The sequence below is a fragment of the Rhodoferax sp. GW822-FHT02D07 genome (assembly GCF_058802405.1).
The window spans coordinates 18195-44294 of sequence record NZ_JBXAOD010000010.1; the positions used below are offsets into that span (position 1 = coordinate 18195).

Sequence of the window (26100 nt, forward strand, 5' to 3'; positions counted from 1 at the left end):
CTCCGTTGGGGTAAGACGCCGGCGCTATGCTGGTGCCAGTCACAGGTTTCTTTCCAACGTTTTCAGAAAGCCTTCGCATGCGTTCTTTCTCCGCCCCCTTTGCCCTCGCGGCCCTGAGTCTTGCTGTCCCTGCCTTGTGGGCCCAGTCTGTCGAGCAGCGCAGTACCCTCGCCGACCAGCAAGAGGTCGCGGTCACTATCTACAACGAAAATCTGGCCCTGGTTAAAGACCAGCGTCGCGTGCAGTTGGGCAACGGCCGTCTCGCGCTGGCCTTCCGTGATGTGAGTGCCCATCTGCGGCCCGAGACGGCGCTGCTGCGCAGCGTGAGCGCACCCGGCAGCTTTGGTGTGTTGGAGCAGAACTTCGACTTCGACTTGCTCACACCGCAGAAGATGCTGGAGAAGTACGTGGGCCAGACCGTCAACGTGGTGCGCACCAACCCCGCTACGGGCGCGGAGACCAGTGAGGTTGCCACCGTCCTCTCGGCCAACGAGGGCGTGGTGCTCAAGATCGGCAACCGCATTGAGACGGGCATCCCCGGCCGTTTGGTGTTTGGCGATGTGCCTGCCAATCTGCGCGATCGCCCCACACTGGTCATGGCCCTGGATAACAAGGGAGCGCCCCAGCAGGACGTGGAGCTCAGCTACCTGACATCGGGTCTGGGCTGGAAGGCAGACTATGTGGTGGAGCTCAATGCCAGTGATGACAAGCTCGACATGTCGGGCTGGGTCACGCTGACCAACACCAGCGGAGCCACCTACCGCAATGCGCGTCTGCAACTGGTGGCCGGTGATGTGAACCAAGTGCAGCCCGAGCTGCAGCAGCGTGTACGCCCCATGGCGGCGCCCGCGCCCATGATGGCCAAGGCCGCTACCGACATGGCCGAAGAAGGTTTGTTCGAATACCACCTCTATACCCTGCCGCGCCCCACCACGATTGCCGAGAATCAGACCAAGCAGGTGTCCCTGCTCACGGCCAGCGGTGTGCCTGCGCGCAAGGAACTGCTGCTGCGCGGCAACGACTACTACTACCAGAGCGCGGTCGGCGAGCTGGGCCAGAAGATCAAGGTGGCCGTGTTCATGGAGTTTGACAACAAGGAAAGTGCACGCCTGGGCCTGCCCCTGCCCAAGGGCGTGGTGCGCGTCTACAAGAAGGACAGCGCGGGCAATGCGCAGTTCATCGGCGAGGACCGCATGGACCACACGCCCAAGAACGAGACCGTGCGTCTCAAGCTGGGCGAGGCCTTTGACGTGACGGCTGACAAGAAGCAGACCGATTTCAAGAAACTGGGCGGGACCGGCAAGTACAACTATGTGTTCGAGAGCGCCTACCAATTGGTGCTGAAGAACGCCAAGAAGGAAGCTGTGACCGTGACGGTGCAGGAGCCCATGCCGGGTGACTGGCAGATTTTGAGTGCCAGCCACACCTACACCAAGGGTGCCTCCAATACCGCAGTCTGGAAGATCAATATCCCTGCTGAAGGCAGTACTGTTTTGACTTATCGCGCACTGGTGCGGTATTGACCAGGTCCGGGGGCTGCCCGGATACTGGACCGCTTCTTTGCGGAGCGGTTTATGAAGTCTTTGAGTATTGCGTTGAAGCTGTGGCTGCCAGCCATTGCCGTGAGTGTGGGCCTGGTGGCCATGGCGTCCGGGTCGGCCGTGCGCACGGTGCATTCCCAGGCCATCACGGTGGCAGAACAGTCGGAGCAGCAAAGCAAGCTGGAGATGGCCGCACGCTGGCGTGGCCTGACCGAGGCCAACGCCTTGCGTGGCATCGGTGCGGCGCTCAATGCCGATGCTGCGGCCGCCCAGCTCCTGCTGGCGGACCAGGAGAGCAGCGGTCAGGAGATGGGCAAGCTCCAGGCCGCACTGGAGAAAACCATGCAAAGCCCGGCGGAGCGCGCTGCGCTGGACGCGGTCAAGACCCGTGCGCAATCCCTGCAGGCGTCTATCGACAAGGCCCAGGCCCTCAAGACGGCGGGGGATGGCGCCGCTGTCGTCAACCATATCCAGAGTGCGACCCAGAGCGAGCTCAAGGCCTTTTTGGAGGCGCAGCAGGCCATGGTGCGCTTGACGGAAGAAGGCGCGACGGCCTTGCGTGACAAGGCCGGGCAGGAGCGCATGCGCACGGTCTGGTCGGTGGCCGGCATCATGGCCGTCATCGTGGTGCTGATTTCGATTGGCACGCGCCTGCTGCAGCGCAATGTGTGCGACCCGCTGGGCGAAATCGTGCGCGTGGCGCAGTCCATCGGGCAGGGCGACCTCAGCGTGGCCATTCGCACGGAACGCAAGGACGAGATGGGCGACGTGCTGCGCTCCCTGGCCCACATGGCCGATTCGCTGGCGCAGTTGGTAGGGCAGGTGCACCGGTCTACCGGCAGCATCAGCATTGCCAGCTCCGAGATCGCGCACGGCAACCAGGACTTGTCCAACCGTACCGAGACCACGGCTGCCAACCTACAGCGCGCGTCTTCCACCATGGACCACCTCAATGGTTCGCTGCAGCAGTCGGCCGAATCGGCCCGGCAGGCGAACATGCTGGTAGGTACGGCCTATTCCGTGGCGGAGAGCGGGGGCTCGGCGGTCTCTCAGGTGGTCAGCACCATGCACGAGATCAATGGCTCCTCGCGCAAGATCGTGGACATCATTGCCGTGATCGACGGCATTGCGTTCCAGACCAACATCCTCGCCTTGAATGCCGCGGTGGAAGCGGCACGTGCGGGTGAACAGGGGCGCGGTTTTGCCGTGGTGGCTAGTGAAGTGCGCGCCCTGGCCGGGCGCAGCGCCGAGGCGGCCAAGGAAATCAAGACCCTCATCGGCGGCTCGGTGGCCAGCGTGGAGCATGGCTCGCAGCTGGTGGACGGTGCGGGTCAGACCATGCAGGAGATCGTGCAGTCGGTGCAGCGCGTGACCGGCATCATTGGTGAAATCACCGCCTCCAGCGACGAGCAGAGCCGTGACATGCAGCAAGTCAGTGCCGCCGTGGCGGAGCTGGAGCAAATGACCCAGCAAAACGCCGCCCTGGTGGAGCAGAGTGCGGCGGCGGCCAGTTCCCTGCGGGAGCAGGCCGAGCTGCTGGAGCGCCTGGTGGGGCGTTTCAAGCTGCCGCGCGAGATGCAATCCCTGCAGCCCCTGGCCCTTTCGGCTGCCTAGCTGAACTTCGGAAATCGCGGCGCCAAGGCGGTTTGCACCGTTTTGGTGCCTTTTTTTGCTTTGAAAGGGCCTGGAGGTCTGAAAAAATTGGAGAAATTTTAAAAATAGGCCTAAATAAGCCCCTAAATCTGCCGTTAAGAATCGTACGTCAACTCCTAAAAGTCACCGGAGGGGCCTCACAGCCTAGCCAAAATGCAACTGCCATCCATTGATCGAAACCCGAATGTGCGCCCTGCCGGCGTAGATTCGGCTTCGTCTGGGGCACATAGGGTTATCCCAGTTGCTCCGGTCAACCCCGCTACCAACACCAGCACCACAGTCGAAACCGCCTCGCCGGGGGTGATCGACATGGTGAACCCCGCGCTCAAGCCCCAGGAAGGGCAGGCTCCGAAGGTGGTGGTGCCCGAGCCCACCCGGCGCGGAGCGGAGGAGGCCACAGCGCCGCAGGACTGGACGATCCACCGCCCCAAACAGGAAAAAGTGGAAGATCCACCGCCCAAGCCGATCTCCCAGGTTCTGATGGACCACCTCAAGACGGTGTGGACGGCCAGCGCCAGCGCCATCCAGATTGAGCAGGTCAAGAACCAGCTGACGCAGCCACAGCCCGTCAATGCGGCGGATGTGTCAGGCCAAGTGGCGAAAGATGTACTGGTCTACACGCCCAGCAAAATCAAGAAGACCGAAAACATCTGATCCGGCCGAAAGACCGGGTCTGACAGACTGCCCCGTGGTGCTCTACCATGGCGGCCATGCATACCACCGCACTCGTTCTCTTCTCTGGCGGGCAGGACTCCACCACCTGCCTGGCCCATGCCTTGGCGCGCTACGAGCGTGTCGAAACCATCGCCTTTGACTACCGCCAGCGCCATAGCGTGGAGCTGGAGGCGCGCCTGAATGTGCTGCGTGAAATCCGCAGCCACTTCCCGCAGTGGGCTGCCAAGCTCGGCAAAGACCATTTGCTGGATCTGGCGGTGCTGGGCGAGGTGAGTGAAACCTCCCTCACGCGGGACACCGCTTTCCAGATGGAGGCCAGCGGCCTGCCCAATACCTTTGTGCCAGGGCGCAACCTGCTGTTCATGACGCTGGCCGCGGCACTGGCCTACCGGCGCGGGCTGCAGGTTATCGTGACTGGCGTTTGCGAGACCGACTTCTCCGGCTACCCCGATTGCCGTGACGACACCATGAAAGCCTTGCAGCTCGCGCTTTCATTGGGCATGGACAAGCGCTTCCTGATCGAGACTCCGCTCATGTGGATCGACAAGGCCCAGACTTGGGAACTGGCCCATGCGCTGGGCGAGCAGTCGGGTGTGCCCGGCGGTGGCGAGGCCCTGGTGGACCTCATCGTGGAGCACACCCACACTTGCTACCTGGGCGACCGTACCCACCGCCAAGCTTGGGGCTATGGCTGTGGCAGCTGCCCCGCCTGCGAGCTGCGCGCCAAAGGCTATGCGCGCTTCTCGGACAAGGTGAACAAGGCCCCTGTGCCCTGATGGTCCGAGGCGGCAGATAGCTGCCACTGCCGGTTGTGGAAAGCCGCCACGGCCGGGCGGTGGGCGATGGACACCAGTCCCCCCCCGTTGCGTGCGACCAGCTCGCTCAGGCGCTGGTATAGCGTGGCTTCGGCTTCCGCATCCAGCGCGCTGGTGGCTTCATCGGCAAACACCCACTGCGGCTGTTTGAGCAGCACGCGCGCCAGTGCCAGACGCTGCTGTTCGCCGCCCGACAGCTTCTGGCCCCAGGCATCTGCGCGGTCCAGTTCATCGACCAGCGCGGGCAGCAGGGCGTCGCGTAGGGCCTGCTGCAGCTGGGCGTCGGTGTAGGCGGTTGCCGGCTCGGGGTAGGCCAGGGCTTCGCGCAGCGGGCCGTTGGGAAAGTAGGGGCGCTGCGGCAGGAACATGCTGTGGGCCGGCAACTGCACATGGCCGCGCGCGTAGGGCCAGATGCCCGCCAGTGTGCGGAACAGGCTGGACTTGCCGCTGCCCGATGGGCCTTGCAGCAGGACGCGGTCACCGGGCTGGGCTTGCAGCGTAGTGGCTGCCAGCAGCGGGGTGCCGTTGGGTAGGGCGATGGAGAGATCGCTGGCTTGCAGTGTCGTCTGGTTAGCTATGTTTTCAGGAGCTGCTTGCGCAGTGTTGATGGGGGCTAGGGCCTGAAAAGATGCCTCAAAGCTGGTGAGGCGGTCGGTCGTGGCGCGCCAGGTGGCGATGCTGCTGTAGCTGTCCACAAACCAGCTCAGCCCATCCTGGACCTTGCCAAAGGCGGAGGAGATCTGCATGAGCTCGCCGAGCTGGATGGCGCCGCTGAAATAGCGCGGCGCAGCCACCACAAATGGGAATACCACGGCCGCCTGGCCAAAGAAGTTGGTGAACCAGATCAAGCTTTTCTGCGCCTTGATCAGTGCGAGGTAGTTGTCAAGCACCTTACCAAAACGCTGATGAAGTTGTTGGCTGGCCATGGGTTCGCCGCGATCTAGCGCAATCGATTCGCTGTATTCACGCACCCGAACTAGGGTGTGACGGAAGTCGGCTTCCACGCGCTGCTGTGCAAAGTTCAGCGGAATCTGCTTGCGGCCTATGTAGTGGGTAATGATGCTGCCCGCTGCGCAGTAGAGCACCGCCATCCAGACCATAAAGCCGGGGATGCTGTATTCGCTGCCACCCAGATGAAAGGCAAAGCTGCCTGACAAGGTCCAGAGAATGCCTACGAAGCTGGCCAGAGTGACGATCGCATTGAGCAGTCCCATGGAGAGGCCTATGGTGAATTCGGTGAACTGGCGGATGTCTTCCTGAATGCGTTGGTCTGGGTTGTCAGGGTGGCTGCCGGCCTCTGCAATTTGCGTGAAGCGCGCCAGCTCCAGCCGGTAGAAAGCCTGCCCGCTGAGCCAGCGCTGCAGGTAGTGGGTGGTCATCCAAGAACGCCAGCGAACCTGTAGCAGCTGCGTCAGGTAGAACTTGTAGACAGCGATGATGATGGAGCCAAAGGCCAAGTAGGTGAAGCGACCTAACTGAGACCAAAAGGCGGAGGCATTTTTTTCCTGCAGCGCGTCGTAGAAGAGCCTGTACCAGTCATTGAGAAGTACGGCCATGTAGACCAACCCTAGGTTGAGCATCACGATGGCCGCCAGCATGCCGCGCGCCTTCCATTTGTCTTCGGAGTAGAAGTAGGGCCGGGTCAGCGCATACACGCGCTGCAGCAGCTGACGGAACGACGCGAGCTTGCCGCTCGTGTGGGCCAGAGACACCATGGTGAAGTCCTTGTGAATGGGAGGCTGCGGCTACAGGCCCAGCGCAAGGGCCATGGTAGCCGCTGGACGCGCGGGTTCAGCGGTGGGCTCTGTCGTCCGGGGTACGGGTAATGGGCGCTGCCTGCGAGGCACGCACCTGCTCGGCTGTGCGGCCATAGCCATCGCGCGCCAGACGGCGCCATGCCTGTGCATTGCTGGACAGCGTCGTGCCGCGTCGTGCACGTTCGTTACCAGGGCAGCTCTCGTCTGCCGGGGTGGCGGTGGATCGCAGGAGGTAGGCTGGAGACATGGGAACAAGCTTAGGGGGAGTCCTCCAGCCTGTCAGCCGCTTTTACATAGGTTTACCAATGCTTATGCGCGCATTAACCCGTCGAGCTTGCTGTCCCACGCAAAGCCGGGGAACAGCGCGTCCAGACCTGCGGCGTTGAGCCCTTGCGTGGTGCGCAGTACCTGGGCCAGCACGGCGCGGAAGTCGTGGTGCACCGGCAGGTCCCGGCCTTCATGCAGATTCCCTTGTGCCAGTCCATCCCAGCGGCCATGCCAGCGCCCGCCCTGCACGCGGCTGCCCATGAGCCACAGCGCATTGCCGTGGCCATGGTCGGTGCCACGGGTTCCGTTCTCGGCGCTGGTGCGGCCAAACTCGCTGACCACGGCCACCACGTCGTTGGGTCGTGAGAACTCGCGGCGCAGCTGCACCAGGGTGGCGGCCAGGCTGCCCAGGTTGTTGGCCAGCGCGCCGCTGGCATTGCCCTGGTTGGCATGGGTGTCCCAGCCACCGGCGGACAGGAAGCCCAGGCGCAGGTTGCGGTTCTGCCGCATCAGGGTGTTCAAGTGGCGTGCGTCCAGCAGCAGGCCCTTGGCGCTGCCGGCGCCGTTGTCGGCCGCGGCCATTTCCTTGCGGCTGGCCATGGAGCCACCGGCCATGTCTTGCATCTCGTCCTCACTCAGGGCTTTGGCAGTTTCCATGCGGCTCTGCGCACCGGCGCGGAAGGTCTTGGAGAGAGTGTCATCGCCAGCGTAGAGGTTCATCACGGCATCGCGCGTGCGTGCGTCACCCAGCGCGCCTTGGCGGGTCGCGGCCTGGCCCTTGGGCACAAGTTGCACCTGGGTGCTGCCGGCCAGGATCAGTGGGTTGGCTTCGCCCACGCCCAAGGCTTCGGCATGGCGCAGGCCGGCCAGGGTGTTGAGCCAGCCGGGCGAGGTGCCGTTCTTGCCAGGGATGCCGATTTCCCAATGGTGCTGGGCCTCGAAATGTGAGCGCGTGGCGTCGGGCGAGCCCGCGCAGGGAATGGCGGTGAGCACGCCCTGCTGCCACAGTGGCTGCAGCGCGGCCAGCGCCGGGTGCAGGCCGAAGGTGGTGTCCAGTGCCAGCGTGGTCTGCGCGCTGCCGTCAGGTGCGGCAATGGCGATGTTGGGGCGCAGGCGGTAGTAGTTGGCATCGCCATGCGGCACCAGGGCCGAGAGGCCGTCGTAGGCGCCGCGCAGGAAGATGACGACCAGGCGGGCATCGTCGACGCTGCCGCGCTGGGTTTGCGACCAGGCGGCGGGTGCAGCCCAGGCGGCCGCGCTGCCCAAGGCGACTTGCAGCAGGCCACGGCGGGAGAAGTGGGGGTGTGTCATCGTGAGGCCTTATTTGCGCATGAAGTCGGGGCTGGCCAGCATGAGGCCGGCGCGCAGGGCAGTGCGCTCCTGGGCAATGCTGGCCAGGGTGGTGGCGCTGAGGTAGGGTGTGAGGAACTCGGTATTGGCCTGGCGCGCCACGGCCAGCGCAAAGTCGGCCCGGCGTGTGAGTGCCTCGGGCACCAGCCAGGTGGCGGCGTCAAAGGCGTAGCCGTCCGGTGTCTGCCAGCCATGCACGGGCTGTCCGGCGTTGGACAGAAAGCCGGCAGCCAGCATGAGGTTGCGGTTCTCGCGTGCACCGTCCGTGGCTGTCAACACCGAGCAGGCGTAGTCCATGGGCGTCTTGAAGAGGCTGTTTTCGGCCTGCCAGAAATCGGGCAGTTGCAGCAGTGTGCGCACCACGGCGCGCAGGTCTCCGCCTGTATTGCTGAAGGTACTGACCAGCGCCTGCACGGCGGCCTGCGGCGGCTGGTCGGCAATGAAGAACTGCGCCAGCCGCAGGCAGATGCGCTGCGCAGTGCTGGGGTGGCGCGCCAGCATGCGGATGGCTTCCACGCCTTCCTGCTCGCCACCGCTGAAGGAGAAGCCGGACCAGTGCTTGCCCAGCACCGTTTTGCTGCCGGTGTCGTGCAAGCGTGGCACAAAGCGGAAGCCGCTGCTGTCCTGCGGGCCCACGGTCCAGCCGGTCAGCACGCGGGCCAGCTCGCGTACATCGGTCTGGGTGTAGCCGCCGTGCACGCCCAGGGTGTGCAGCTCCATGAGTTCGCGGGCGTAGTTCTCATTGAGGCCGCGCGACTTGCCCATCGGGCCGCGCCCGTTCTCGGCCACGCTCTGCGCTTGGTCCAGGTAAGCCAGCATGGCCGGGTGGCGCGCGCTGGCGAGCACCAGGTCTTCAAACTTGCCGAGTGCGTGGGCGCGGGCGACGTGGATGGCGTAGTGGCCGGTGAAGGGGCGTACAGCGCCCTTGCCGATGTAGACGTTGAAGTGGTTGAACCAGAACTCGGTCAGGCGCGCGAGCAAGGGGTTTTCTGCCTCCGGCTGGCTGCTGGCGTAGAGCCGCCAGGCCACGGCCTGCAGGGCCATGGAGCGGCTGAAGTACTCCGGGTCACCGGCCAGCAGCTCCTGGCGGCTGGGCTTGTCGTCCTTGTTCCTGGTTTTGCCCTTGTCTTTGGCTCGTTCTTGCCGTTCTTCGCGGAACTTGGCGAAGAGTTCGGGCAGCGGCGCGTTGATGCCGGCCCATTCAGTGGGGATGCGCGGGGGCTGCTGGCTGGAAGCGTAGGCCGCGTCTACCTGGGCCAGCGCCCAGTCGCGCGGGCTGCTGGCGCCTTGCACCGTCTGTGCCAGCGCCGCGCTGGGTCCATAGCCCACGCGGGACATGGCGCGCCAGGCCTGTGCGTTGCGTGCGGGATCGGCAGTGCCCTGAGCCCAGACCGGGTGAAGCAGGCCGCTGCCCAGGATGGGAAGGGCGGACAGCGCACGCAGCGCACTGCGCCGTTGCAGCAGGGGTGTGGGGTGTGAAAGGGCAGGCATGGCGAGCGGGAGGTGTGGCGGTGTTGGGTGCACAACGGCCTCACCTTGCCACGCGTCTACGGGTTCACCCGCAGTCCCGCTGCGCTTTACAAACCTTTACCCGTTGGGGTCTAGTTGCGCACGCCGCTGGCCACATGGCCGGCGGGCACATGCTTGGCGGCGGATTCGATATGGCCGGTCTGGTCGTCAAAGAAGAAGTCGGGCTCGAACTCGCGCAGGAACTCGCCCTTGTCCAGCCCGCCCAGGAACATGGCCTCGTCCACGTCAATGTTCCAGTTCATCAGTGTGAGGATGGCGCGTTCATGGGCGGGCGCGCTGCGCGCAGTGACCAGCGCAGTACGGATGCGGATGTGTTCGATCTGCGCCTGCTGCAGCTTGTGCAGCGCCACCAGCAGGGGCTTGAAGGGGCCATCCGGCAGAGGCTGGGTCACGTGGTCCTGCTCGTGCTGCTGGAAGGCGCTGAGCCCGCCGCTCTGGTAGACCTGCTCGGCCTCGTCGCTGAAGAGCACAGCGTCGCCGTCGAAGGCGATGCGCACTTCGCTGGGGTGGGCGTTGCTGGCGTGGGCGCTGTGTGGGTAGACCTGCGCCGCTGGCACACCAGCGGCCAGCGCCGCCCGCACATCGCTGAGGTGGGTGCTCAGAAACAGGTTGGCGTGCAGCGGCTTGAGGTAGCGCCAGGGCGATTCGCCACGCGTGAAGTTGCCGCGCTGGATGGGCAGGCCGTAGTGCTGGGCCGAACGGAACACGCGCATGCCCGAAACCGGATCGTTGCGCGAGAGGATGACCACCTCCACACGCTGCGAGGGTGTCTCGTTGAACGCTAGCAGCTTCTGTACCAGCGAGAAGGCCACGCCGGGCTTGGCTGGCACGTTCAGGCGCTGGCGCTGCAGCTCCATGTAGGCGCGGTCGTCGTTCTGCTCGAAGACTTGGTTTTCTTCTTCAAAGTCGAAGAGGGCGCGGCTGGAAATCGCGACTACGAGTTTGCCGTCCAGAGACAGGGCCATAAGGATTTACTTCACGAGTTGGTTGAGCTGGATGATGGGCATGAGCACGGCCAGCACGATGAGCATGACGACGATGCCCATGGCGACGATGAGCAGGGGCTCCAGCAAGGTGGCCAGTTGCAGGGCGCGGCGCTGCACTTCGTTGCGCAGTTGCAGGGCCGCGCGGTCCAGCATGTGGGGCAGGCGGCCGGTCTGCTCGCCCAGGCGGGCGAACATGGCCAGCAGCGGCGGAAAGCGTTTCTCGTGCGCCAGTGCGCTGGCCAGCGGCGCGCCTTCGCGCACCAGCACCAGGGCCTGCAGCGCGTCCTCGCGCATGGCGCGGTTGGAGAGCGTGTCGGCCGCGGCCTGTAGTGCCTTGAGGATGGGCACCCCGGCGGCCACCAGCATGGCCAGGGTGCTGGCAAAGCGTGCGGCGTTGTAGCCGCGCGCCAGCCGGCCCAGGATGGGAAGGCGCAGCCACGCGGCGTCTGCCTTGATGCGAAATGTGCCACTAGCCCACGCCAAACGTGCGCAAGCAGCTATCAAAACAATAGCAATCAGTAGCATCCAGCCATAGCTGCGCAGTGCACTGCTGATACCCAGCATGGCGCGCGTCAGCAGGGGCAGGGCCTGTTTGGAGCCGGCAAACACGCCGGCCACCTGGGGCACCACGTAGGTGAGCAGGAACAGGACGATGACCATGGCCACCACGCTCACCACGGCCGGGTAGAGCGCTGCGCCCAGCAGCTTGGACTGCATCGCGTGCTGCTCCTCCAGCTCGTCGGCCAGGCGCTCCAGCACCAGACCCAGTTCGCCGCTGTGTTCGCCTGCACTGATGAGGCCCACATAGATGTCGGAGAACTCGCGCGGGTGCTGGGCCAAGGCTGTGCCCAGCGGCGTTCCGCTGTTGACCTCGGCGCGTATGGTGGCCACCACGTCGCGCTGGGCCGGGGTTTCAGCCTCTTCGGTGAGCGAGCTCAGCGCACGCTCCAGCGGCAAGCCCGCAGACACCAGCCCGGCGAGCTGGCGCGTCCAGACGGCGCGCTGCGTGGCGTTGAAGGCGCGCCGACCACCCAATGTGGTCGCTCCCGTAGGTGTTTGCTGTGTGAGCTCCTGTACGCTGAGCGGCACGAGCTGCTGCGCGCGCAACTGGCTGCGCGCGGCACGCGGTGCATCCGCCTCCAGCACGCCGGTGTGGGTGCTGCCATTGGCGTCCAGGGCTGAGTAGCTGTAGGCGGGCATAGCGCAATGGTAGCGGCAGGGCATGGCGCGGGTTTTCCACCATGACAAAGCAGACGTCTGGTTTTATGCTTCATAAAAAGCACGATCGTGCTATTTAAAGAGTTCTGTCCACCGACACAAACCATGGGCCGCAGCTCACCCGCGACAGCGCCCCCACCCCAGAGGTCGCACCGGTATCCATCGATTGACATCCCTTCAACACCATCGACCCTGAGAGGTCCCGAGGAGACAACTGTGAAGAGAATCGTGATGCGTTGGCTGGCCGCGTTCGCGCTGGCCCTGAGCCTGTTCCCCGCCACTGCGTCCGCAGCCGGCTATACCCAGACCAAGTACCCCATCGTGCTGGTGCATGGCTTGTTTGGTTTCGACAACATTGGCCCCGTGGAATATTTCTACGGCATCCCTTCGGCCCTGCGTTCTGACGGCGCCAAGGTCTATGTGGTGCAGGTGGCCGCTGCCAACAGCACCGAGGTGCGCGGCGAGCAACTGCTCACCCAGGTGAAGCAGATCCTGGCCGCCACCGGCGCTGCCAAGGTCAACCTGATGGGCCACAGCCACGGCGGACCGACTGCCCGCTATGTGGCGTCGGTGCGTCCTGACCTGGTGGCCTCGGTCACCTCCATCGGTGGCGTGAACAAGGGCTCGGCCGTGGCCGACGTGCTGCTGGGCGTGGCGCCTGCGGGTACCTTCAGCAACACCGTGCTGGTGTCCATCACCAACGGTCTGGGTACCATCATCAACTTCCTCTCCGGCGGTGGCGGCCTCACCCAGAACTCGCTGGCTGCGGCGCAGTCGCTCAGCACCAAGGGCACGGCCAAGTTCAACGCGGCCCACCCCCAGGGTGTGCCGACCAGCGCCTGCGGTGAAGGTGCTTACAGCGTGAACGGTGTGTCTTATTACTCGTGGAGCGGCGCACAGCCCTATACCAACGTGCTGGACATCATTGACCCCGGCCTGGCGCTGACCTCGCTCGCGTTTGCCGGTGCCAAGAACGATGGCCTGGTGAGCAGCTGCTCCTCGCGCCTAGGCAAGGTGATCCGCGATGACTACGCGATCAACCACCTGGACGAAGTGAACCAGACCGTGGGCCTGACCAATCTGTTTGAGACCAGCCCGGTCACCCTGTTCCGCCAGCAGGCCAACCGCCTGAAGAACGTGGGGCTCTGAGCCTTGGCACCACGCCTGGCGCGCTGGCTGCGGGCTGCACTGGGACTGGGGGCGGCGTTGCTGCTGGCCCTGGCCTGGTGGGCGTGGTCCGCAGATTCTGACGTGCAAGCCCTGTTGGCCGGGTCAGCGGGCGCTGCGTCTACGCAGCCAAGGGCTGCCTCCTTGCAGGGCACGGTGCCCGACGGTGCGGCCGGCCTGGTCGCACTCAATGCGTTGCCAGCAAGTGGCGCGGGAGGGCTGCCTTACGGCGCCCTGCGCCGCCTGTTTGACTATTACCTCAGCACCGTGGGCGAACAAACGGTCGATGTGATCGCGCAGCAGATTCGCCTGGAGCTGGACAAAACCCTGGAGCCTCCGCGTGCGGAGGCGGCCAAGCGCTTGCTGGCACGCTATCTGGATTTCAAGCGGGAGCTCTTCGGGTTGGAACAGCAATTTGCCAAGCAACCGCCCGGGCCGCAAAGCCTGCGCAAGCGCTTTGAAGGCATGCAGGCTTTGCGTGCGCGCTTCTTCAATGCAGAAGAAGAGCAGTCCATGTTCGGGCTGGAAGACATGGCGGACATGGATGCCATGGCCCGGCTGGACATTACCAACAACCCGGCGCTGGATGCCGCGCAAAAGCGTGAGCAACTGGCCGCGCTGGATGCGGCCATGCCCAAGGCCCTGCGCGCAGACCGCGAAGCGCCGCGCGCCGTGCTGATACTGGAAGAGAAAGCCCGCAACTTGCGCGCCCAGGGCGGCAGCGAAGACGATGTCTACCGCCTGCGTGCCCAGGCGCTGGACCCTGCGGCGGCGAGCCGCCTGGCGGAGGTGGACAAAGAGGACGCGGCTTGGAAGGCCCGTATTGACCGCTACTTGGTCGAACGCGCGGGCTTGCTCAGGAAGTTGGGTGATGCGCCCGAGTCCGAGCGCAGTGTTGCCCTGAATGAGTTGCAGCAGGCCCAGTTCAGCGAGCTGGAACGCAAACGGCTGGCGGCGTACGAACCCTGACAAGAAAAAAGGCCCCGAGGGGCCTTTTTGTTTGCTGCGTATGCAGTGCTGCTTCTTAGTTGAAGCGGGTGGCGGGGTAGTTTTCGGGGAACACGGCGCTGAGCTTGCTGCCTTTGCCGGAAACAAACTCATTGCTGCCCACGTCAGTGTTGGCAACGATGTCGCCGGTGCGTTGGGCGTGGGTCAGCTCGGCGCGCACTTCATCACGTGTCTTGCTGCTCACAGCTTGCGCGGCGGGGTAGTTTTCGGGGAAAGCGTCGCTCAGCTTGCTGCCTTTGCCGGAACGGTACTCGCTGCTGCCAGCATCGGTGTTGGCTACGATGTCACCATTGCGCTGGGCTTGGGCCAGTTCGGCGCGAACCTGTTCGCGGGTCTTCGTGCTCACGAACTGGACTGCAGGGTAGCTTTCAGGGAACGCTGCGTTCAGCTTGCTGCCCTTGCCGGACAGGAATTCGCTGCTGCCAGCGTCTGTGTTGGCGATGATGTCGCCGTTGCGTTGTGCCTGGGCCAGTTCGGCACGAACCTGTTCGCGGGTCTTGCCGACGTCGGCGGCTTGGGCATGGCCTGTGAGCAGGGCGGTGATGGCCAGGGCGATGGAGGCGGTTGCGGTTTTCATGATTTCAGTCCTTCTGTTCAATTGATTGATTCCAATGACAGGACACAGCGTCCTGCCCGTGGTATCGAAGGGGCGGTTTTTGTTTCGTCTCATCGATGGGGTGAACTTTAGGCACGACCTAGCATCTGAAAAATACCACTGCAAACAGTGGTTCATTACGCTGCTTGAAATAATCCATCTCTTGAAAAAACAAAAAAGGTTGCCATGGATCGCTTGATGTCAATGCGGGTTTTCCAGACTGTCATCGACGAGGGTGGCTTTTCTGCTGCCGCGCGCGCACTGGACATGTCTTCCGCCGCCGTGACCCGCCTGATTGCGGATCTGGAGGACTATCTCGGTACCCGGTTGCTGCACCGGACCACACGTAAAGTTTCGTTAAGCCCGGCGGGTGAGACCTATCTGGGACGGGTACGAGATATCCTGCAGGATATTGACGAGGCGCATGAAGCCGCCAGCTCGCAAACCCATGAGTTGGCGGGCCCGCTACGCCTGCTCACGCCTCCTTCACTGGCGTCCCATGTTCTGGCTCCGCTGGTGGCGGGGTTCAACGAGCGCTACCCCGACATCACCCTGCACATCGATGTGGAGTCCTTCAAGGAGCCCCCCATTGAAGACTACGATGTGACGCTCCTTCCCACGGAGGGGCATTTCGATGGTGACATCATTGCGCGCAAGGTGTCGTCCACCGAGGCCGTGCTGGTGGCCTCTCCAGCCTATCTCAAGCGCAAGGGCGCGCCGCTTACTCCGGCGGATCTGACTCATCACGAGGTGCTGCGCTTTAAGCGCGCGGGCCAAGCGGAAACGCCATGGCGACTGATCCATCCGGACCAGGACGACGCAGTGCAAGAGGTGGACGTCAAGCCCCGCATGGTGGCCAACCATTCCGACACACTTTTACGCGCCGCGCTCGACGGTGCCGGCATCACCTCCGCGGCGGTGAATCTGGTGGCTCCGTTGCTGACCTCGGGCGCATTGGTCCGCGTACTGGCCCCTTGGATTTCAGGGCGTTTGACCCTGTATGCAGCGCTGCCCAGTCGCAAATTCCTGCCTGAGCGCACGCGCGTGTTTCTGGACTACCTGACTGAGCAGACGCGCTTGCAGTCAGACAACGCGCTCAAGGCCTGTACCGTGTGCTGAGCGCACTCAGTCCCGCACCACGCGCAGAAGCTCTTCGGTGCTGGTGATGCCCGCCTGCAGCAGGCGTTCGCCATCTTCGCGCAGCGGCACCATGCCGTCGGCCAAGCCCGCTGTGCGGATTTCGGATTCGGGCGCGTTGTGGTGCACCAGTTCGGCAATCGCGTCGGTCACCCGCAGCAGCTCGAAGACGCCGGTGCGGCCTTGGTAGCCCATGTGGGAGCAGGCCGTACAGCCTTTGCCTGCACAGGCCGTGCACAGCTTGCGGACCAGGCGCTGCGCCAGCACGCCGCGCAGGGACGAGCTCAGCAGGAAAGGCTCCACGCCCATGTCGATGAGGCGCGTCACCGCGCTGGCCGCGTCGTTGGTGTGCAGCGTGGCCAGCACCAGGTGGCCGGTAAGGGACGCTTGGATGGCAATCTGCGCGGTTTCGAAGTCCCGGATCTCGCCAATCATGATCACGTCCGGGTCCTGCCGCAAAATGGCGCGCAGGGCCTTGGCAAAGGTCAGGTCGATCTTGGTGTTGACTTGCGTCTGCCCCACGCCCGGCAGCTCGTACTCGATAGGGTCTTCCACCGTCATGATATTTTGCCGCGCCGCGTCCAGGCGCGAGAGCGAGGCGTACAGCGTCGTCGTCTTGCCCGAGCCCGTGGGCCCGGTGACGAGGATGATGCCGTGGGGCTGCGCAATCAGGTCTTCAAAGCGCTGCAGCACCGAGCCCTGCATGCCCACCGACTCCAGACTGCGCTGGTCCTGGCTCTTGTCCAGCAGGCGCAGTACGGCGCGTTCGCCGTGCGCGCTGGGCAGGGTGCTCACGCGCACATCCACCGCACGCGTGCCGATGCGCAGGCTGATGCGACCGTCCTGCGGCAGGCGCTTTTCGGAGATATCCAGGTCCGCCATGATTTTCAGGCGTGAGATGAGCGCTGCATGCAGCGCGCGGTGCGCCTGCACCACCTCGCGCAGCGTGCCGTCCACGCGAAAACGCACGCTGCTGTGGCGCTCATAGGGTTCGATGTGGATGTCGCTGGCGCCATCGCGTGCGGCCTGGGTCAGCAGCGCATTGAGCATGCGGATGATGGGCGCGTCGTCGGCCGTCTCCAGCAGGTCTTCCACCGCGGGCAGCTCCTGCAGCATGCGGCTGAAATCGGCCTCGCCCTGCACCTCGCTCATCACCGTGGCCGCACTCGATTCGCCCTGCGCATAGGCCGCGCTGATGCGCTGTGTCAGCGTGGTGGCCTCCTGCGTCTGCACGCTGTGCACGGCATGTTTGCGCAATACCTCGCCGATGGCGGATGGCGGCGTTGCGTCATGCACCCACAGTGTCAGCGTGCTGCCGGCGTCCTCCAGCAGGAGCTGCTGGGTACGGGCAAAGGCGTAGGGCAGGGGGTAGCGCATGGCCGGGTTCAATCCACCAGATCGGGGTAGGGCGGGAAGCTGGAGGCCTTCCCGTCAAGGTAGGCTTCTAACGTAACCTTGCTCTTGTCCATCCAGGTGCGCACGGCCTTCAGGTACTTGCCTTCCGGGCTGACCTTGGCTGGCTGCGCGGCATAGAAGGTGTACAGCAGGCGGCGTGTCTCATTGGCGCCCACACGCAACTCCATCCACGTGTGCGCTTCTGGCAGCCCCTCGGCATATGGCAGCAGCGAGGCCAAGTTGCTCTTGTCCCAGTCGGTCCCTGTGGTCTTGGCGTTTACAACCCGTTCCCGGAAACTACGGGTGAAAGTATTGACGATTGCGCAGGATGCTACGCGCGACTCCGGCGTGGTGCCATAGCTCTCCACAATGGGCGCGGACTTGTTTTCGCACTTGGCCGAAGCCTGGGAGTTGTAATAGGGCTTGCTGTCGTAGGCCAACCAGACCACGGCGATGCTGGCGCTGGCGTCCAGGTTGCGCAACGTCAGGTAGACACGGCTGGACCGGTCGCCGCTTGGGGTGGACGGTTGCACCTCGCGCCTTCCGGCTACTTTCCACTGGCCTGGCGGCAGAGGGAGGGGTTGGCCACTTTCATCAAGTTTGATGGAACCGGAGAGCGTTTTGCCCGGCAGCGTGATTTCCACCGCGTTGTCCATTTTCTTGGCGACCGCTTCCGGGCTGTTATCACCGGTGGCTGCTGGGAAGGGGGCGATGGCAATGGCCTTGTTCTGTAAGGCGGCCTGAATCGCCAAGCCGCTCTCATGTGTCCACGCCTGGGTGGCGACGTCAAAGGCATTGCCCTTGAGCACGCTGGAGGGCGCGCGTGCGTGCATCTGGTAGCTGACACGTCGGCCCCGGTCGGCGCTGAAGGTCATGGCGATGATCACACTGCTGTCACTGATGGAGGACAGGTAGGGTGTGAATCCGGTGTACAGCTGGGCAGTGTTTGCGTTGCTGCTGTGTGCCAAGGTGTCGACGACTTTGCGGTTGCCGGTTCCGGTATAGAAACCTTTGGCGCAACCATACGTCAGGCCGCTGGGCACTGTGCCGAAATCATCCTTGAAGGGTGCCCCGGTGCCCATGGTGTTGCAGGCTGGGCTTCGCCAGACAATCGGGACGGAGTCCGGTGTGAAAGTGGCCACCACCAGCTCCACGGGGTTGTCGGCATCGGTGCTTTTGAGCCCCAGACTGATCTCCTTGGCCGAACCGGGGGCGTCAGAGCCGCCCCCCATCAGGCTGACCTTGGATTCCGCCTTGCTGACCACCAGCCATTCACCCGGTGGCAGTGGCAATGGTGCTGCAAAGGCACTGAAGCTGATGCCCTTGTTGACCTGGACCCCGACGTCCAGTTTGTCGTAGGCGGTCTGGGCTTGGCTGACCGCACACGCCAGTGCGGCGGTCAAAACGGTGGCTTGCAGTGTGCGCAGGCGTGGATGCTGGAACGTGCACTTCATGCTCAAAAAAACTCCCTAGTTCGTTTATGGTTGTGGTGATGGATTGCCTGCTGCAGGCTTGGCCGACAGCGTGGGCAGCACCGGCGCCTCGTTGATGGGCACCAGCGTGCTGGCCTCGGGCTGGCTGTTTTGCTGGCCGCTGCGCATGAGTTCGTAGCGGTCGTTGGACAGCGCTTGGGTGGCGGCCGCATCGCGGACCACCATGGGGCGCAGGAAGACCATGAGGTTGGTTTTCTTGCGGCTGCGGGCCTCGCTCTTGAACAGGTTGCCGAAGAAGGGCAGGTCGCCCAGGCCGGGCACCTTCTCCTGGTTGCCGGCGTACTCGTCCTGCAGCAGGCCGCCCAGCACCACCACGGCGCCGTCTTCCACCAGCACGTTCGACTCGATGGTGCGCTTGTTGGTGGTGGGGCCGTTGGTGGCGTTGGCGGTGGAGGCCAGCACGCTGGACACCTCCTGGAAGATGGCCAGCTTGACGGTGCCGTTCTCGCTGATCTGCGGCTTGACCTTGAGCGTCAGGCCCACGTCCTTGCGCTCGATGGTCTGGAAGGGGTTGACCGTGCCGTTGTTGCCACCGCCGGTGTTGGTGAACTGGCCGGTCACAAAGGGCACGTTCTGACCAATGACGATCTTGGCCTCTTCGTTGTCCAGCGTCAGCAGGTTGGGCGTGGACAGCACATTGCCGCTGCCCGATTCTTCGAGAAAGCGCGCCAGAAAGCCCAGCACATAGACGCCATTGGTCTTGGTGGCCGCGCCCAGGTTGATGCCGCGCCCGGGTGACACGGTGCCCGCCGCACCCTGCGTGGCCAGGGTGATGATGTTCTTGCCCGCGCTGCCGAAGTTGGTGCCCAGCAGTCCGATGGTGCCGTCGCCGGCATTGCCCAGCGCGCCTTGCCACTGGATGCCGAATTCGGCGGCCTTGTCGGCACTGACTTCGGCAATCAGGCTTTCCACAAACACCTGGGCGCGGCGTGCGTCGAGCTTGTCGATGACGGCGCGCAGCTGGCGGTACTGCGGTTCGCTGGCGGTGATGATGAGGGAGTTGGTGGTGGGGTCGGCCTGGATCTGGCCGCCGGTGCTGGGGGCGGCCGGCGCAGCCAGCGTGGCGCCTGCTGCGCCACTGGGCGTCGAGGGCGCAGGCACGCTGCTGACCGGTGCGCGCGCCTCGTTGCTGATGGCGGCGCGCAGCGTGGTGGCCAGTTGGGTGGCGTTGGCGTTCTTCAGGTAGACCACATAGATGTTGCCGGCCGCCCCGTTGCCGCCCGCCGTGGGCTGGTCCAGTTTGCTGATGAGGGAGCGTGCCAGCGTCAGGCGCGCCTGGTTGGCGGCGCGCACGATGAGGGCGTTGCTGCGCGGTTCGGCCAGCACGGTGGTCTTGAAGCTCGCGTCCACCTGTCCGCCCGCTGCCGTGCCATTGCTCTCCAGCAGGCGCAGCACCAGCGGTGCCAGGTCGGTGGCGCTGGCGTGCTGCAGGGGCACAACTTCCACATCGGTGGCATTGGGCACATCCAGCGCAGCGATCACGCGCGAGAGGCGGCGCAGGTTGTCGGCGTAGTCGGTGATCACCAGCGAGTTGGTCGCCGGGTTCACGTTGATCGGGTTGTTGGGGTTGATCAGCGGGCGCAGCACGGCCACCAGGTTGTTGGCGTTCTCGTACTGCAGTTTGATGATCTGGGTGGACAGCTGGTTGCCACCTGCACTGGGCGCGCCGGATTCGGCTGACAAGACACCGCCGCCCTGCAGCTTGGCGTCGGCCTCTGGCACCACCTTGTCAATGCCATCGACCTGCACGACAGTGAAGCCCTGCATGCGCAGCGTGGCCAGGAACAGGCTGTAGGCGCGCGCCGGTGGCACCGGGCTGTCGGTGGTGAGCGTGATGGTGCCCTTGATGCGCGGGTCCACCACCACGTTGCGCCCGGTCAGCGTGGCCATGGTGCGGGCGACGGCCTCGATGTCGGCGTTGCTGAAGTTCAGGGTGATCGAGTCACCGCGTTTGGCTATCGTGCTGGCGGCTGCGGCCTGCGCCCAGGCTTGTGTGCCAAACAGGCTGCCAGCCCCCATGGATAGTGCGCAAGCAGCTAGCAAAACCGTAGCACTTCGGCTGCGAGCCAGAGCCATGGACGAAGGGGGAAGGGAGTGGTGCATGCGGTTAACCCACGTGAATGATGGAGCGCGCGCCATCGCGCCGTCCGATGATGTTGAGCAGATTGGCCAGCGCGTCTTCGCGGCCCGCGGCGGCGCGCGCTTCGCCTTCAAAACGCAAGCGCCCCTGTTGCCACTGGCCCTGGCCCTGCAGTTGCAGGGCACCGTCCAGCGTCAGTAGCGCCAGCGTGGGCGCATCACCGCCCTGCAGCTGCAGGCGGTAGCTGCCCACGGGTTGCAGCGGCGTGAGGCGCGTGCTCATCTGCAGCGCGTCGATCTGCAGGCGACCTTGCACGGCGAGTTGGCCTTGCTGCCATTGCAGGGCCAAACCTTGCGGTTGCAGCGCCAGGGTGCCCTGCAGCTGGATGGTGTTCCACGGCGTGCCCAACCCGGCCAGCAAGGCGCTGGGCAGGCGCAGGGCCTGGCCCGCGCTCAGGTCGGCAGCTTGCAGCTGCACACCGCTGGTGGAACCGTGCAGTCTTATGTCCCACGGTGCGTGCAGGCAACAGGGTGCTTCCAGGCGCAATGCGGCGCCCAGCCACTGCGGACGCAGTTGCCAGGCCACGCGCCCGGGCAGCGCGGTGGCTACCGCGGCGTCGGCGCCCAGCGTCAGCTGGGCACTGCCGTTCCAGACCGTGCCCTGGGGCTGCAGCAGCTGTACGCGTTGTTGGGTCGCCTGCGCCAGGCCCCAGGCCAGCCAGCGCGCGGGTGCAAACAAGGCGGTGGCAAGCAGCCCGCCAGCCAATACACCCGCCACGGCCCACGCCCAAGGCGCGCCGCGCTGCGATGCGGCGACCAGGTGGGGGCGGAGGTGCGTGCGGGCCATGGTGGGGGCGGCTTACTGGCCGGGCAGCGGCAGTTGCAGCGTGCCGCTCCAGCCGCCCTTGGCGTCGCGGCTCAGGCTGGCTTGGCTGGGGGCCAGGCGCGCTTCGGTGCGCACGCGGGCCAACCACTGGGCCAGTGCCTGCGGGCTTGTGCCGCGCAGTGTCACGGTGGCCAGCGTGCCCTGCACCACCAGGCTGCCGCTGCTCTCCAGCGCGCCCAGCGTGCCTTGCAGGGCCTGTTGTGCGGCGGCGGTAGAAAGTGGAGGCTGGGCCTGCAGGCCCTGGGCCTCGGCTTGCAGGCTGCGCATGGTCTGCAGCTGGGTTTGCAGTTGGGGGGCCTGGGTTTCCCACTGGCGCAGGCTGCGCAGCGCCGGGGCCACGCCCAGCCACCATAGCAGCGCTACCGCGACCAGTGCCAACGCGATGCCCAGCATGCGCTGCTCGCGCGGCGCGCGTTGGGTCCACCAGTGGCGCAGGGCGGTGCTCATGGTGTGCTCCGGGGGGTGATGTGCAGGGTGCTGCCGTCCAGGCGGGCGCTGTAGCCGCGCGCCTGCAGCTGGCTTTGCACCGTGGGCAGCTGCGTGGCGGACAGGTTCAGGCCGCGCACGCGCAACTCGCCTGCTACGAAATCAATAGCTGCTTGCGCAGAATTGGCGAGGGCCAGGGCATCAAAACCTTCCAAACTACCAAGGGCGGCCAGCAGGCTTTCCAGATCGCGGGCCGAGGCCTGGCCACTGGCTTGGCGCAGGCCCGCCACGGCTTGCTCCATCTGCTTGGGCGCGTCGATCACCACGGGTGTGTTGGGGAAGGTGGCCAGCAGCGTGGCCTGCATGGCGCTGCGCTGCTGCGCGAGCTGGCTTTTTGCCTGCCAGGCTGCGGCGTTGAGCCCAACGAGCTGCACCAGCAGCAGGGTCGTCAGCGCCCAGCGCGCCGGGCGCCACTGCGGCGCCTGCCACAGCGCGGCCGCGGCTTGCTGCAGGCGGCGCGTTAACGGGTGGCGGCGGGCCATGTCGCCTTGGGCTAGGTCCCAGCCCGTGTGGGCGCATTGCTGCAGGCGTTCGTCGCGCGGCAGCACGGTGACGTCCCCGCGGTGCAGGGCTTCGGCCAAGCTGGCCACGGCAGGCTCGGCCTGCACGGAAAGCGCTTGCCAGGCGGCGGGAATGGAGGCGGAAGAGATGTGTTCGCCCGACAGCGGCCGCCAGTGCACGCCCTGCGCATCCACCCACACGGCCTGGGCGGTGTCGGCATTGCCGGTGACCCAGAGCGTGGTGCTGTTGGCCTGCGGCGCCCATTCGGGCACCACGGCACCGACCTGGTGGCCGGCCTGCTCCAGCGCCTGCAAGGCTTGGCGCAGCCAGTCGCGCAGGCAGGCGGCTACCCAGACGGGGCCGCTGCTGGCCGCCGAGGGCTCCAGCGCAAAGTGCATGCGGGCCGGCTCATCGAGCAACTGGTCTTCCAACAGGCCTTCGAGTACGGCGCGCAGGCGCGGCCCCTGGCGCTGCACACCAGCGGGCAGTTGCACGCGGTGCCAGGACAGGGCCTGCGCCGGCACCACCACCGTCACCTGGCCCGCTCGCGCAGGGCCCGCCCACGCCCATTGCGCCACTGGTGTGGCACTCAGGTCGGCAGGCAGGGGCAGCAGGACAAGCAGGTGGGTCATGGGTGGGGAGCCGGAGGGCGCTTCATTGTACGAACGCCATCTCGGGCGCCACCCGCTCTTTCCATAGGGGTTTCACCAGCAGGCCCTCGCGCTGCACCACGGTGCGCTTCATCGTCTCCAGCGTGCCCAGGCGCAGGCGCGCACGCACTTCGAAGTAGCGCGAGTTCACGCTGTGCAGCGTATCTACGGTGACCAGATTGGCGCTGCCCGCGGCCTGCACCACATCGGCCAGCGAGCGGAAGGGATTGAGCGTGCGCGCCGCTACCAGTCGTTGTGCGCCCGCAGCGTCCACGCCCAGGCTGGCCTGCAGCAGCGCGGCGGATGCGGTGTTGAGGTTGAGCGGCGTGCGCTCGGGCAACACCACCACATAGGGTTGCAGCGCACGCACGGTAGACGTCGACAGGCCCAGCCAGCCGAGTTGATCTGCACTGCGCGGCAACAGGGGGTGGGGCTGCTTGGCGGAGCCGGAGTTATCAGCCGGCTCCAGCGCCAGCTGCAGTTGGCTCACCAGCAGCTGCAGCTCGGCAGGGGGCAGGTGCAATGCATCAAACAGGCGGGTGACGGCCTGCAGCGTGGCAGGGTGGGGGCGGCCCTCCTGCACCAGGTTGAGCAGGTTGAGTCGCCCTTGCAGATCCACGATCTGGCCCGAGAGGCTGGCCGACTGCATCGCGTCCAGCGCGCCATCCCCATCGCTGGCCAGAAAGGCCGAGAGTTTGGCCTCCTGCAGCGGCACGGCCCAGGGCTCGGCCAGGTGGTCGGTGGTCCCGGCGCGTGCATCCTCGCGCAGGATGAGCCGCGCCCAGTCGGTCGCGCCCTGCAGGATCCAACTGGCCTGGGTGCGTTGGCGCTCGGCGGTTTCCACCTCCAGCGTGCGCCACTGCTGCCACAGCGCGGCCGCGCTCAGCGCCGCCACCAGGGTGACCAGCAGCATTGCGGTGAGGATCGCCGCGCCGCGCTGGCGCTGCATGTGCGTCATGGCGTACCCCCGCTATTGGCGCGCGCCCAGTCGCGCACCACGGTGCCGGCCAGCGGGTGGGGCGATGCCACAGTCAGCACCAGGCGCACGCCGTCGGGCACCGCGGCAGCGGGCTCGGCACCAGCGGCATTACTGCCGGCGCTGGAAAGCGGGTTGCTCCAGGCACCGCCGCGGTAAAAGTAAAGCTGCCATTGGTCCAGCGCGGTAATGCGCACTTCCCGCGTGCGCACGCCGCTGGCCGCGTCGACTCCCGCGCCTGTACCCTGCAGCCAAGCGTCGGCAGCGGCCCAGGCACTGGTCCATTCTTCGCGCGTGCGCACCGGGGTGGACTCCCAGCGCAACCACTGCATGCGACCTTCGCGTTCGGCCCGCGTCCACACCACCACCTGTACACCGGCCTGCGCGCCTGCGGCGGCACGGCGCGTCAGGCGCAGGGCGCGGCCGTCCCATTCCAGGGTGCGGGTCTGGGGCTGCTCGGTCAGCGCTTCCAGATCGGTGGTCCACTGCGTAAGGCCAGCGTCCAACGCCAGCACGGCGTCGGCATGGTCGCGGTTGGCGTTGCGCGCCTGTTGCATGCCGTCCAGCGCGCGCCAACCCATTACCGCCATCAGCGCCATGATGGCCAGCGCCACCAGCAGCTCGACGAGGGTGAAGCCGCGCGGGCGCAGGGGGCGGTGCATCAGTAGCGTCCCACCACGGTACCCAATTGCAGCAGGGGCACGCCCTCCAGCGCCACGCGCGCTTCCACGCGGCGGAAATTGGGGTTGGGCGTGGGCTGCACCAGCAGGCGCAGGTCCAGCGTGCGCCCGGCCTGCTCACACGGCCGTGTGCTGTCGCCCACGTCGGGCAGCTGGCGTGACAGGCGCACCTGGGCCAGCGCGTTTTCGGCACACAGCTGCGCCAGCACGCGCTCGGTCTGGCGGCTGGTATTGCGGGTGAGCGAGGCCGTGGCCTGCAGGCCTGCAATCAGCGTCACCGCCACGATGGCCAGCGCCACCAGCACCTCAATCAGGGTGAAGCCCCGGGGCGTGCGGCGCGGCCGGTTCATGGCGCGCTGCCCTGTACGGCAAAGGGTCGCACACCGTCGGTGACCACCCACAGACTGCGTTCGGGCTGATCGCGCTTCCACAGGCGTACGGCTTGTGGCGGTAGCAACGGTTCCGGGCCCAGCAGCACGCCGTCGCTTTGCGCTTGCGTGCCTGCGCTTTGCCAGTTGGTGGGCAGGGGCTGCGCGTCTTTCACGGGCGGCAGGCCTTCGATCACAAAGCCCTGCGCGGTGGTGCGCCAACGCACAGGTGCGCCGCTGGCGCGTGACTGGGCGCGGGCGGACTCGAGCAGTGCCGCCAGGCGCTGGGCCTCTTGGTCCAGCTGGGACTGCGTGGCGTCGCGCAGCGCAAGCGTCACCCCAGCAGCGGCCACCCCCACGATGGCGACCACCAGCAGGAGTTCCAGCAGGGTGAAGCCGCGCTCTTTCACCAGTTCCCGATGTCGGCGTCCTTGCCCTCGCCGCCGGCCTGGCCATCGGCGCCCAGGCTCATCACGTCGATCTCGCCCTTGAGGCCGGGGCTCAGGTACACGTAGGGGTGGCCCCAGGGGTCGTTGGACAGCTTTGGCAGATAGACGCGCCAGTTGGGCGGCAGGGGGGCAGCGGTGGGTTTGGTCACCAGCGCCTGCAGGCCCTGTTCACTGCTCGGGAAGCGCTGGTTGTCCAGCTTGTAGAGCTTGAGCGCCTGCGTGAGGTTGGCAATGTCGGTCTTGGCGGCGGTGACGCGCGCGTCGTCGGCGCGGTCCAGCACATTGGGCACGATGAGCGCAGCCAGCACGCCGATGATGACCAGCACCACCATCAGTTCGATCAGCGTGAAGCCGCGGGCAAGTGCAGAAAGACGTGGAGCAAGGCGCATGGTGGGTAGGCCAAGGGGCAGGGGTGGATGGGGCTCGCCTGCCGGGGCC

The 26100-nt window shown here is 65.7% G+C and carries 25 protein-coding genes; 7 read left to right on the plus strand and 18 right to left on the minus strand.

All coding sequences use genetic code 11. The annotated features are described in order from the left end of the window. The first annotated feature begins 77 nt into the window (after positions 1–77). The 4 genes from AC1RNN_RS18650 (at position 78) to queC (ending at position 4645) form a co-directional block, all read left to right on the plus strand. On the plus strand, positions 78–1523 hold the full coding sequence (locus tag AC1RNN_RS18650) for a DUF4139 domain-containing protein (RefSeq protein WP_493091105.1): 1446 nt from the start codon (positions 78–80) through the stop codon (positions 1521–1523). 51 nt (positions 1524–1574) lie between these two features. Next, complete coding sequence (locus AC1RNN_RS18655) at positions 1575–3155, plus strand: methyl-accepting chemotaxis protein (protein WP_493091107.1); 1581 nt, start codon at positions 1575–1577, stop codon at positions 3153–3155. Between the two features lie 192 nt (positions 3156–3347). Then, positions 3348–3848 carry a hypothetical protein gene (locus AC1RNN_RS18660; RefSeq protein WP_493091109.1) on the plus strand — a complete coding sequence of 167 codons (501 nt, stop codon included), beginning with the start codon at positions 3348–3350 and terminating at the stop codon, positions 3846–3848. A gap of 56 nt (positions 3849–3904) precedes the next feature. Next, the gene (queC, locus tag AC1RNN_RS18665) at positions 3905–4645 is read left to right on the plus strand and encodes a 7-cyano-7-deazaguanine synthase QueC (RefSeq protein ID WP_493091111.1); all 741 of its coding nucleotides are present in this window, start codon (positions 3905–3907) and stop codon (positions 4643–4645) included. Here queC and AC1RNN_RS18670 read toward each other — a convergent pair. The 6 genes from AC1RNN_RS18670 to gspF form a co-directional block, all read right to left on the minus strand. Then, entirely contained in the window at positions 4600–6399 is a 1800-nt protein-coding gene (locus tag AC1RNN_RS18670) for an ABC transporter ATP-binding protein/permease (protein WP_493091113.1), read from the minus strand. The two genes, queC and AC1RNN_RS18670, sit on opposite strands and share 46 nt — an antisense overlap. A gap of 76 nt (positions 6400–6475) precedes the next feature. Beyond that, positions 6476–6688 carry a hypothetical protein gene (locus tag AC1RNN_RS18675; RefSeq protein ID WP_493091115.1) on the minus strand — a complete coding sequence of 71 codons (213 nt, stop codon included), beginning with the start codon at positions 6686–6688 and terminating at the stop codon, positions 6476–6478. A gap of 62 nt (positions 6689–6750) precedes the next feature. Then, entirely contained in the window at positions 6751–8019 is a 1269-nt protein-coding gene (locus AC1RNN_RS18680) for a DUF1501 domain-containing protein (RefSeq protein ID WP_493091117.1), read from the minus strand. A 9-nt stretch (positions 8020–8028) separates the two neighbouring features. Next, entirely contained in the window at positions 8029–9549 is a 1521-nt protein-coding gene (locus AC1RNN_RS18685; RefSeq protein ID WP_493091119.1) for a DUF1800 domain-containing protein, read from the minus strand. A 110-nt stretch (positions 9550–9659) separates the two neighbouring features. Then, a complete protein-coding gene (locus AC1RNN_RS18690) occupies positions 9660–10553 on the minus strand; it encodes a 5'-nucleotidase (protein WP_493091121.1) in 894 nt (297 codons plus the stop codon). 6 nt (positions 10554–10559) lie between these two features. Continuing rightward, on the minus strand, positions 10560–11774 hold the full coding sequence (gene gspF / locus AC1RNN_RS18695; protein ID WP_493091123.1) for a type II secretion system inner membrane protein GspF: 1215 nt from the start codon (positions 11772–11774) through the stop codon (positions 10560–10562). 249 nt (positions 11775–12023) lie between these two features. Here gspF and AC1RNN_RS18700 point away from each other — a divergent pair, with 249 nt between their 5' ends. Then, complete coding sequence (locus AC1RNN_RS18700; protein ID WP_493091124.1) at positions 12024–12941, plus strand: lipase family alpha/beta hydrolase; 918 nt, start codon at positions 12024–12026, stop codon at positions 12939–12941. A 3-nt stretch (positions 12942–12944) separates the two neighbouring features. Beyond that, positions 12945–13928, plus strand: coding sequence for a lipase secretion chaperone (locus tag AC1RNN_RS18705; RefSeq protein ID WP_493091125.1), 984 nt, complete (start codon positions 12945–12947; stop codon positions 13926–13928). Positions 13929–13983: 55 nt separating this feature from the next. Here AC1RNN_RS18705 and AC1RNN_RS18710 read toward each other — a convergent pair whose 3' ends face one another. After that, the gene (locus AC1RNN_RS18710; RefSeq protein ID WP_493091127.1) at positions 13984–14544 is read right to left on the minus strand and encodes a DUF4148 domain-containing protein; all 561 of its coding nucleotides are present in this window, start codon (positions 14542–14544) and stop codon (positions 13984–13986) included. 204 nt (positions 14545–14748) lie between these two features. Between AC1RNN_RS18710 and AC1RNN_RS18715 the strand changes: the two genes are divergently transcribed. Continuing rightward, positions 14749–15681 (plus strand): LysR family transcriptional regulator, encoded by a 933-nt coding sequence (locus AC1RNN_RS18715; protein ID WP_493091129.1) that lies wholly within the window; start codon positions 14749–14751, stop codon positions 15679–15681. Positions 15682–15687: 6 nt separating this feature from the next. On the opposite strand, the gene AC1RNN_RS18720 is transcribed toward AC1RNN_RS18715, so the two are convergent. Genes AC1RNN_RS18720 through gspG form a run of 11 tightly spaced genes read right to left on the minus strand, consistent with a single transcriptional unit; the run spans position 15688 to position 26051 of the window. Next, a complete protein-coding gene (locus tag AC1RNN_RS18720) occupies positions 15688–17076 on the minus strand; it encodes a GspE/PulE family protein (protein WP_493091130.1) in 1389 nt (462 codons plus the stop codon). Between the two features lie 8 nt (positions 17077–17084). Further along, positions 17085–18548, minus strand: coding sequence for a hypothetical protein (locus tag AC1RNN_RS18725; RefSeq protein ID WP_493091132.1), 1464 nt, complete (start codon positions 18546–18548; stop codon positions 17085–17087). Positions 18549–18572: 24 nt separating this feature from the next. Then, the gene (gene gspD, locus AC1RNN_RS18730) at positions 18573–20690 is read right to left on the minus strand and encodes a type II secretion system secretin GspD (protein ID WP_493137494.1); all 2118 of its coding nucleotides are present in this window, start codon (positions 20688–20690) and stop codon (positions 18573–18575) included. 4 nt (positions 20691–20694) lie between these two features. Then, on the minus strand, positions 20695–21513 hold the full coding sequence (gene gspN / locus AC1RNN_RS18735) for a type II secretion system protein N (RefSeq protein WP_493091136.1): 819 nt from the start codon (positions 21511–21513) through the stop codon (positions 20695–20697). Positions 21514–21525: 12 nt separating this feature from the next. Next, complete coding sequence (locus AC1RNN_RS18740) at positions 21526–21999, minus strand: type II secretion system protein M (RefSeq protein ID WP_493091138.1); 474 nt, start codon at positions 21997–21999, stop codon at positions 21526–21528. After that, positions 21996–23171, minus strand: a complete 1176-nt coding sequence (gene gspL / locus AC1RNN_RS18745) for a type II secretion system protein GspL (protein ID WP_493091139.1) — start codon at positions 23169–23171, stop codon at positions 21996–21998. The genes AC1RNN_RS18740 and gspL overlap by 4 nt, the downstream gene beginning before the upstream one ends. Before the next feature lie 22 nt (positions 23172–23193). After that, positions 23194–24147, minus strand: a complete 954-nt coding sequence (gene gspK / locus AC1RNN_RS18750; RefSeq protein ID WP_493091140.1) for a type II secretion system minor pseudopilin GspK — start codon at positions 24145–24147, stop codon at positions 23194–23196. Further along, a complete protein-coding gene (locus AC1RNN_RS18755) occupies positions 24144–24827 on the minus strand; it encodes a PulJ/GspJ family protein (protein ID WP_493091143.1) in 684 nt (227 codons plus the stop codon). The genes gspK and AC1RNN_RS18755 overlap by 4 nt, the downstream gene beginning before the upstream one ends. Continuing rightward, positions 24827–25195 carry a type II secretion system minor pseudopilin GspI gene (gene gspI, locus AC1RNN_RS18760; RefSeq protein WP_493091145.1) on the minus strand — a complete coding sequence of 123 codons (369 nt, stop codon included), beginning with the start codon at positions 25193–25195 and terminating at the stop codon, positions 24827–24829. Before gspI ends, AC1RNN_RS18755 begins: the two co-directional genes overlap by 1 nt. After that, positions 25192–25623: a GspH/FimT family pseudopilin gene (locus AC1RNN_RS18765; protein WP_493091146.1), complete on the minus strand. Its 432-nt coding sequence runs from the start codon at positions 25621–25623 to the stop codon at positions 25192–25194. Before AC1RNN_RS18765 ends, gspI begins: the two co-directional genes overlap by 4 nt. Continuing rightward, positions 25620–26051 (minus strand): type II secretion system major pseudopilin GspG, encoded by a 432-nt coding sequence (gspG, locus tag AC1RNN_RS18770; RefSeq protein ID WP_493091147.1) that lies wholly within the window; start codon positions 26049–26051, stop codon positions 25620–25622. Before gspG ends, AC1RNN_RS18765 begins: the two co-directional genes overlap by 4 nt. Between the last annotated feature and the right edge of the window lie 49 nt (positions 26052–26100).

Bases quoted from the DNA above. Each gene is read 5' to 3' on its own strand.
- gspL (WP_493091139.1), bottom strand. From the start codon at position 23,171: ATGACCCACCTGCTTGTCCTGCTGCCCCTGCCTGCCGACCTGAGTGCC.
- AC1RNN_RS18680 (WP_493091117.1), bottom strand. From the start codon at position 8,019: ATGACACACCCCCACTTCTCCCGCCGTGGCCTGCTGCAAGTCGCCTTG.
- AC1RNN_RS18660 (WP_493091109.1), top strand. From the start codon at position 3,348: ATGCAACTGCCATCCATTGATCGAAACCCGAATGTGCGCCCTGCCGGC.
- AC1RNN_RS18650 (WP_493091105.1), top strand. From the start codon at position 78: ATGCGTTCTTTCTCCGCCCCCTTTGCCCTCGCGGCCCTGAGTCTTGCT.
- AC1RNN_RS18700 (WP_493091124.1), top strand. From the start codon at position 12,024: ATGCGTTGGCTGGCCGCGTTCGCGCTGGCCCTGAGCCTGTTCCCCGCC.
- gspN (WP_493091136.1), bottom strand. From the start codon at position 21,513: ATGGCCCGCACGCACCTCCGCCCCCACCTGGTCGCCGCATCGCAGCGC.
- queC (WP_493091111.1), top strand. From the start codon at position 3,905: ATGCATACCACCGCACTCGTTCTCTTCTCTGGCGGGCAGGACTCCACC.
- AC1RNN_RS18740 (WP_493091138.1), bottom strand. From the start codon at position 21,999: ATGAGCACCGCCCTGCGCCACTGGTGGACCCAACGCGCGCCGCGCGAG.
- AC1RNN_RS18685 (WP_493091119.1), bottom strand. From the start codon at position 9,549: ATGCCTGCCCTTTCACACCCCACACCCCTGCTGCAACGGCGCAGTGCG.
- AC1RNN_RS18675 (WP_493091115.1), bottom strand. From the start codon at position 6,688: ATGTCTCCAGCCTACCTCCTGCGATCCACCGCCACCCCGGCAGACGAG.
- gspI (WP_493091145.1), bottom strand. From the start codon at position 25,195: ATGAACCGGCCGCGCCGCACGCCCCGGGGCTTCACCCTGATTGAGGTG.
- AC1RNN_RS18690 (WP_493091121.1), bottom strand. From the start codon at position 10,553: ATGGCCCTGTCTCTGGACGGCAAACTCGTAGTCGCGATTTCCAGCCGC.
- AC1RNN_RS18755 (WP_493091143.1), bottom strand. From the start codon at position 24,827: ATGCACCGCCCCCTGCGCCCGCGCGGCTTCACCCTCGTCGAGCTGCTG.
- gspK (WP_493091140.1), bottom strand. From the start codon at position 24,147: ATGACGCACATGCAGCGCCAGCGCGGCGCGGCGATCCTCACCGCAATG.
- AC1RNN_RS18655 (WP_493091107.1), top strand. From the start codon at position 1,575: ATGAAGTCTTTGAGTATTGCGTTGAAGCTGTGGCTGCCAGCCATTGCC.
- gspD (WP_493137494.1), bottom strand. From the start codon at position 20,690: ATGCACCACTCCCTTCCCCCTTCGTCCATGGCTCTGGCTCGCAGCCGA.
- gspF (WP_493091123.1), bottom strand. From the start codon at position 11,774: ATGCCCGCCTACAGCTACTCAGCCCTGGACGCCAATGGCAGCACCCAC.
- AC1RNN_RS18720 (WP_493091130.1), bottom strand. From the start codon at position 17,076: ATGCGCTACCCCCTGCCCTACGCCTTTGCCCGTACCCAGCAGCTCCTG.
- gspG (WP_493091147.1), bottom strand. From the start codon at position 26,051: ATGCGCCTTGCTCCACGTCTTTCTGCACTTGCCCGCGGCTTCACGCTG.
- AC1RNN_RS18710 (WP_493091127.1), bottom strand. From the start codon at position 14,544: ATGAAAACCGCAACCGCCTCCATCGCCCTGGCCATCACCGCCCTGCTC.
- AC1RNN_RS18670 (WP_493091113.1), bottom strand. From the start codon at position 6,399: ATGGTGTCTCTGGCCCACACGAGCGGCAAGCTCGCGTCGTTCCGTCAG.
- AC1RNN_RS18725 (WP_493091132.1), bottom strand. From the start codon at position 18,548: ATGAAGTGCACGTTCCAGCATCCACGCCTGCGCACACTGCAAGCCACC.
- AC1RNN_RS18715 (WP_493091129.1), top strand. From the start codon at position 14,749: ATGGATCGCTTGATGTCAATGCGGGTTTTCCAGACTGTCATCGACGAG.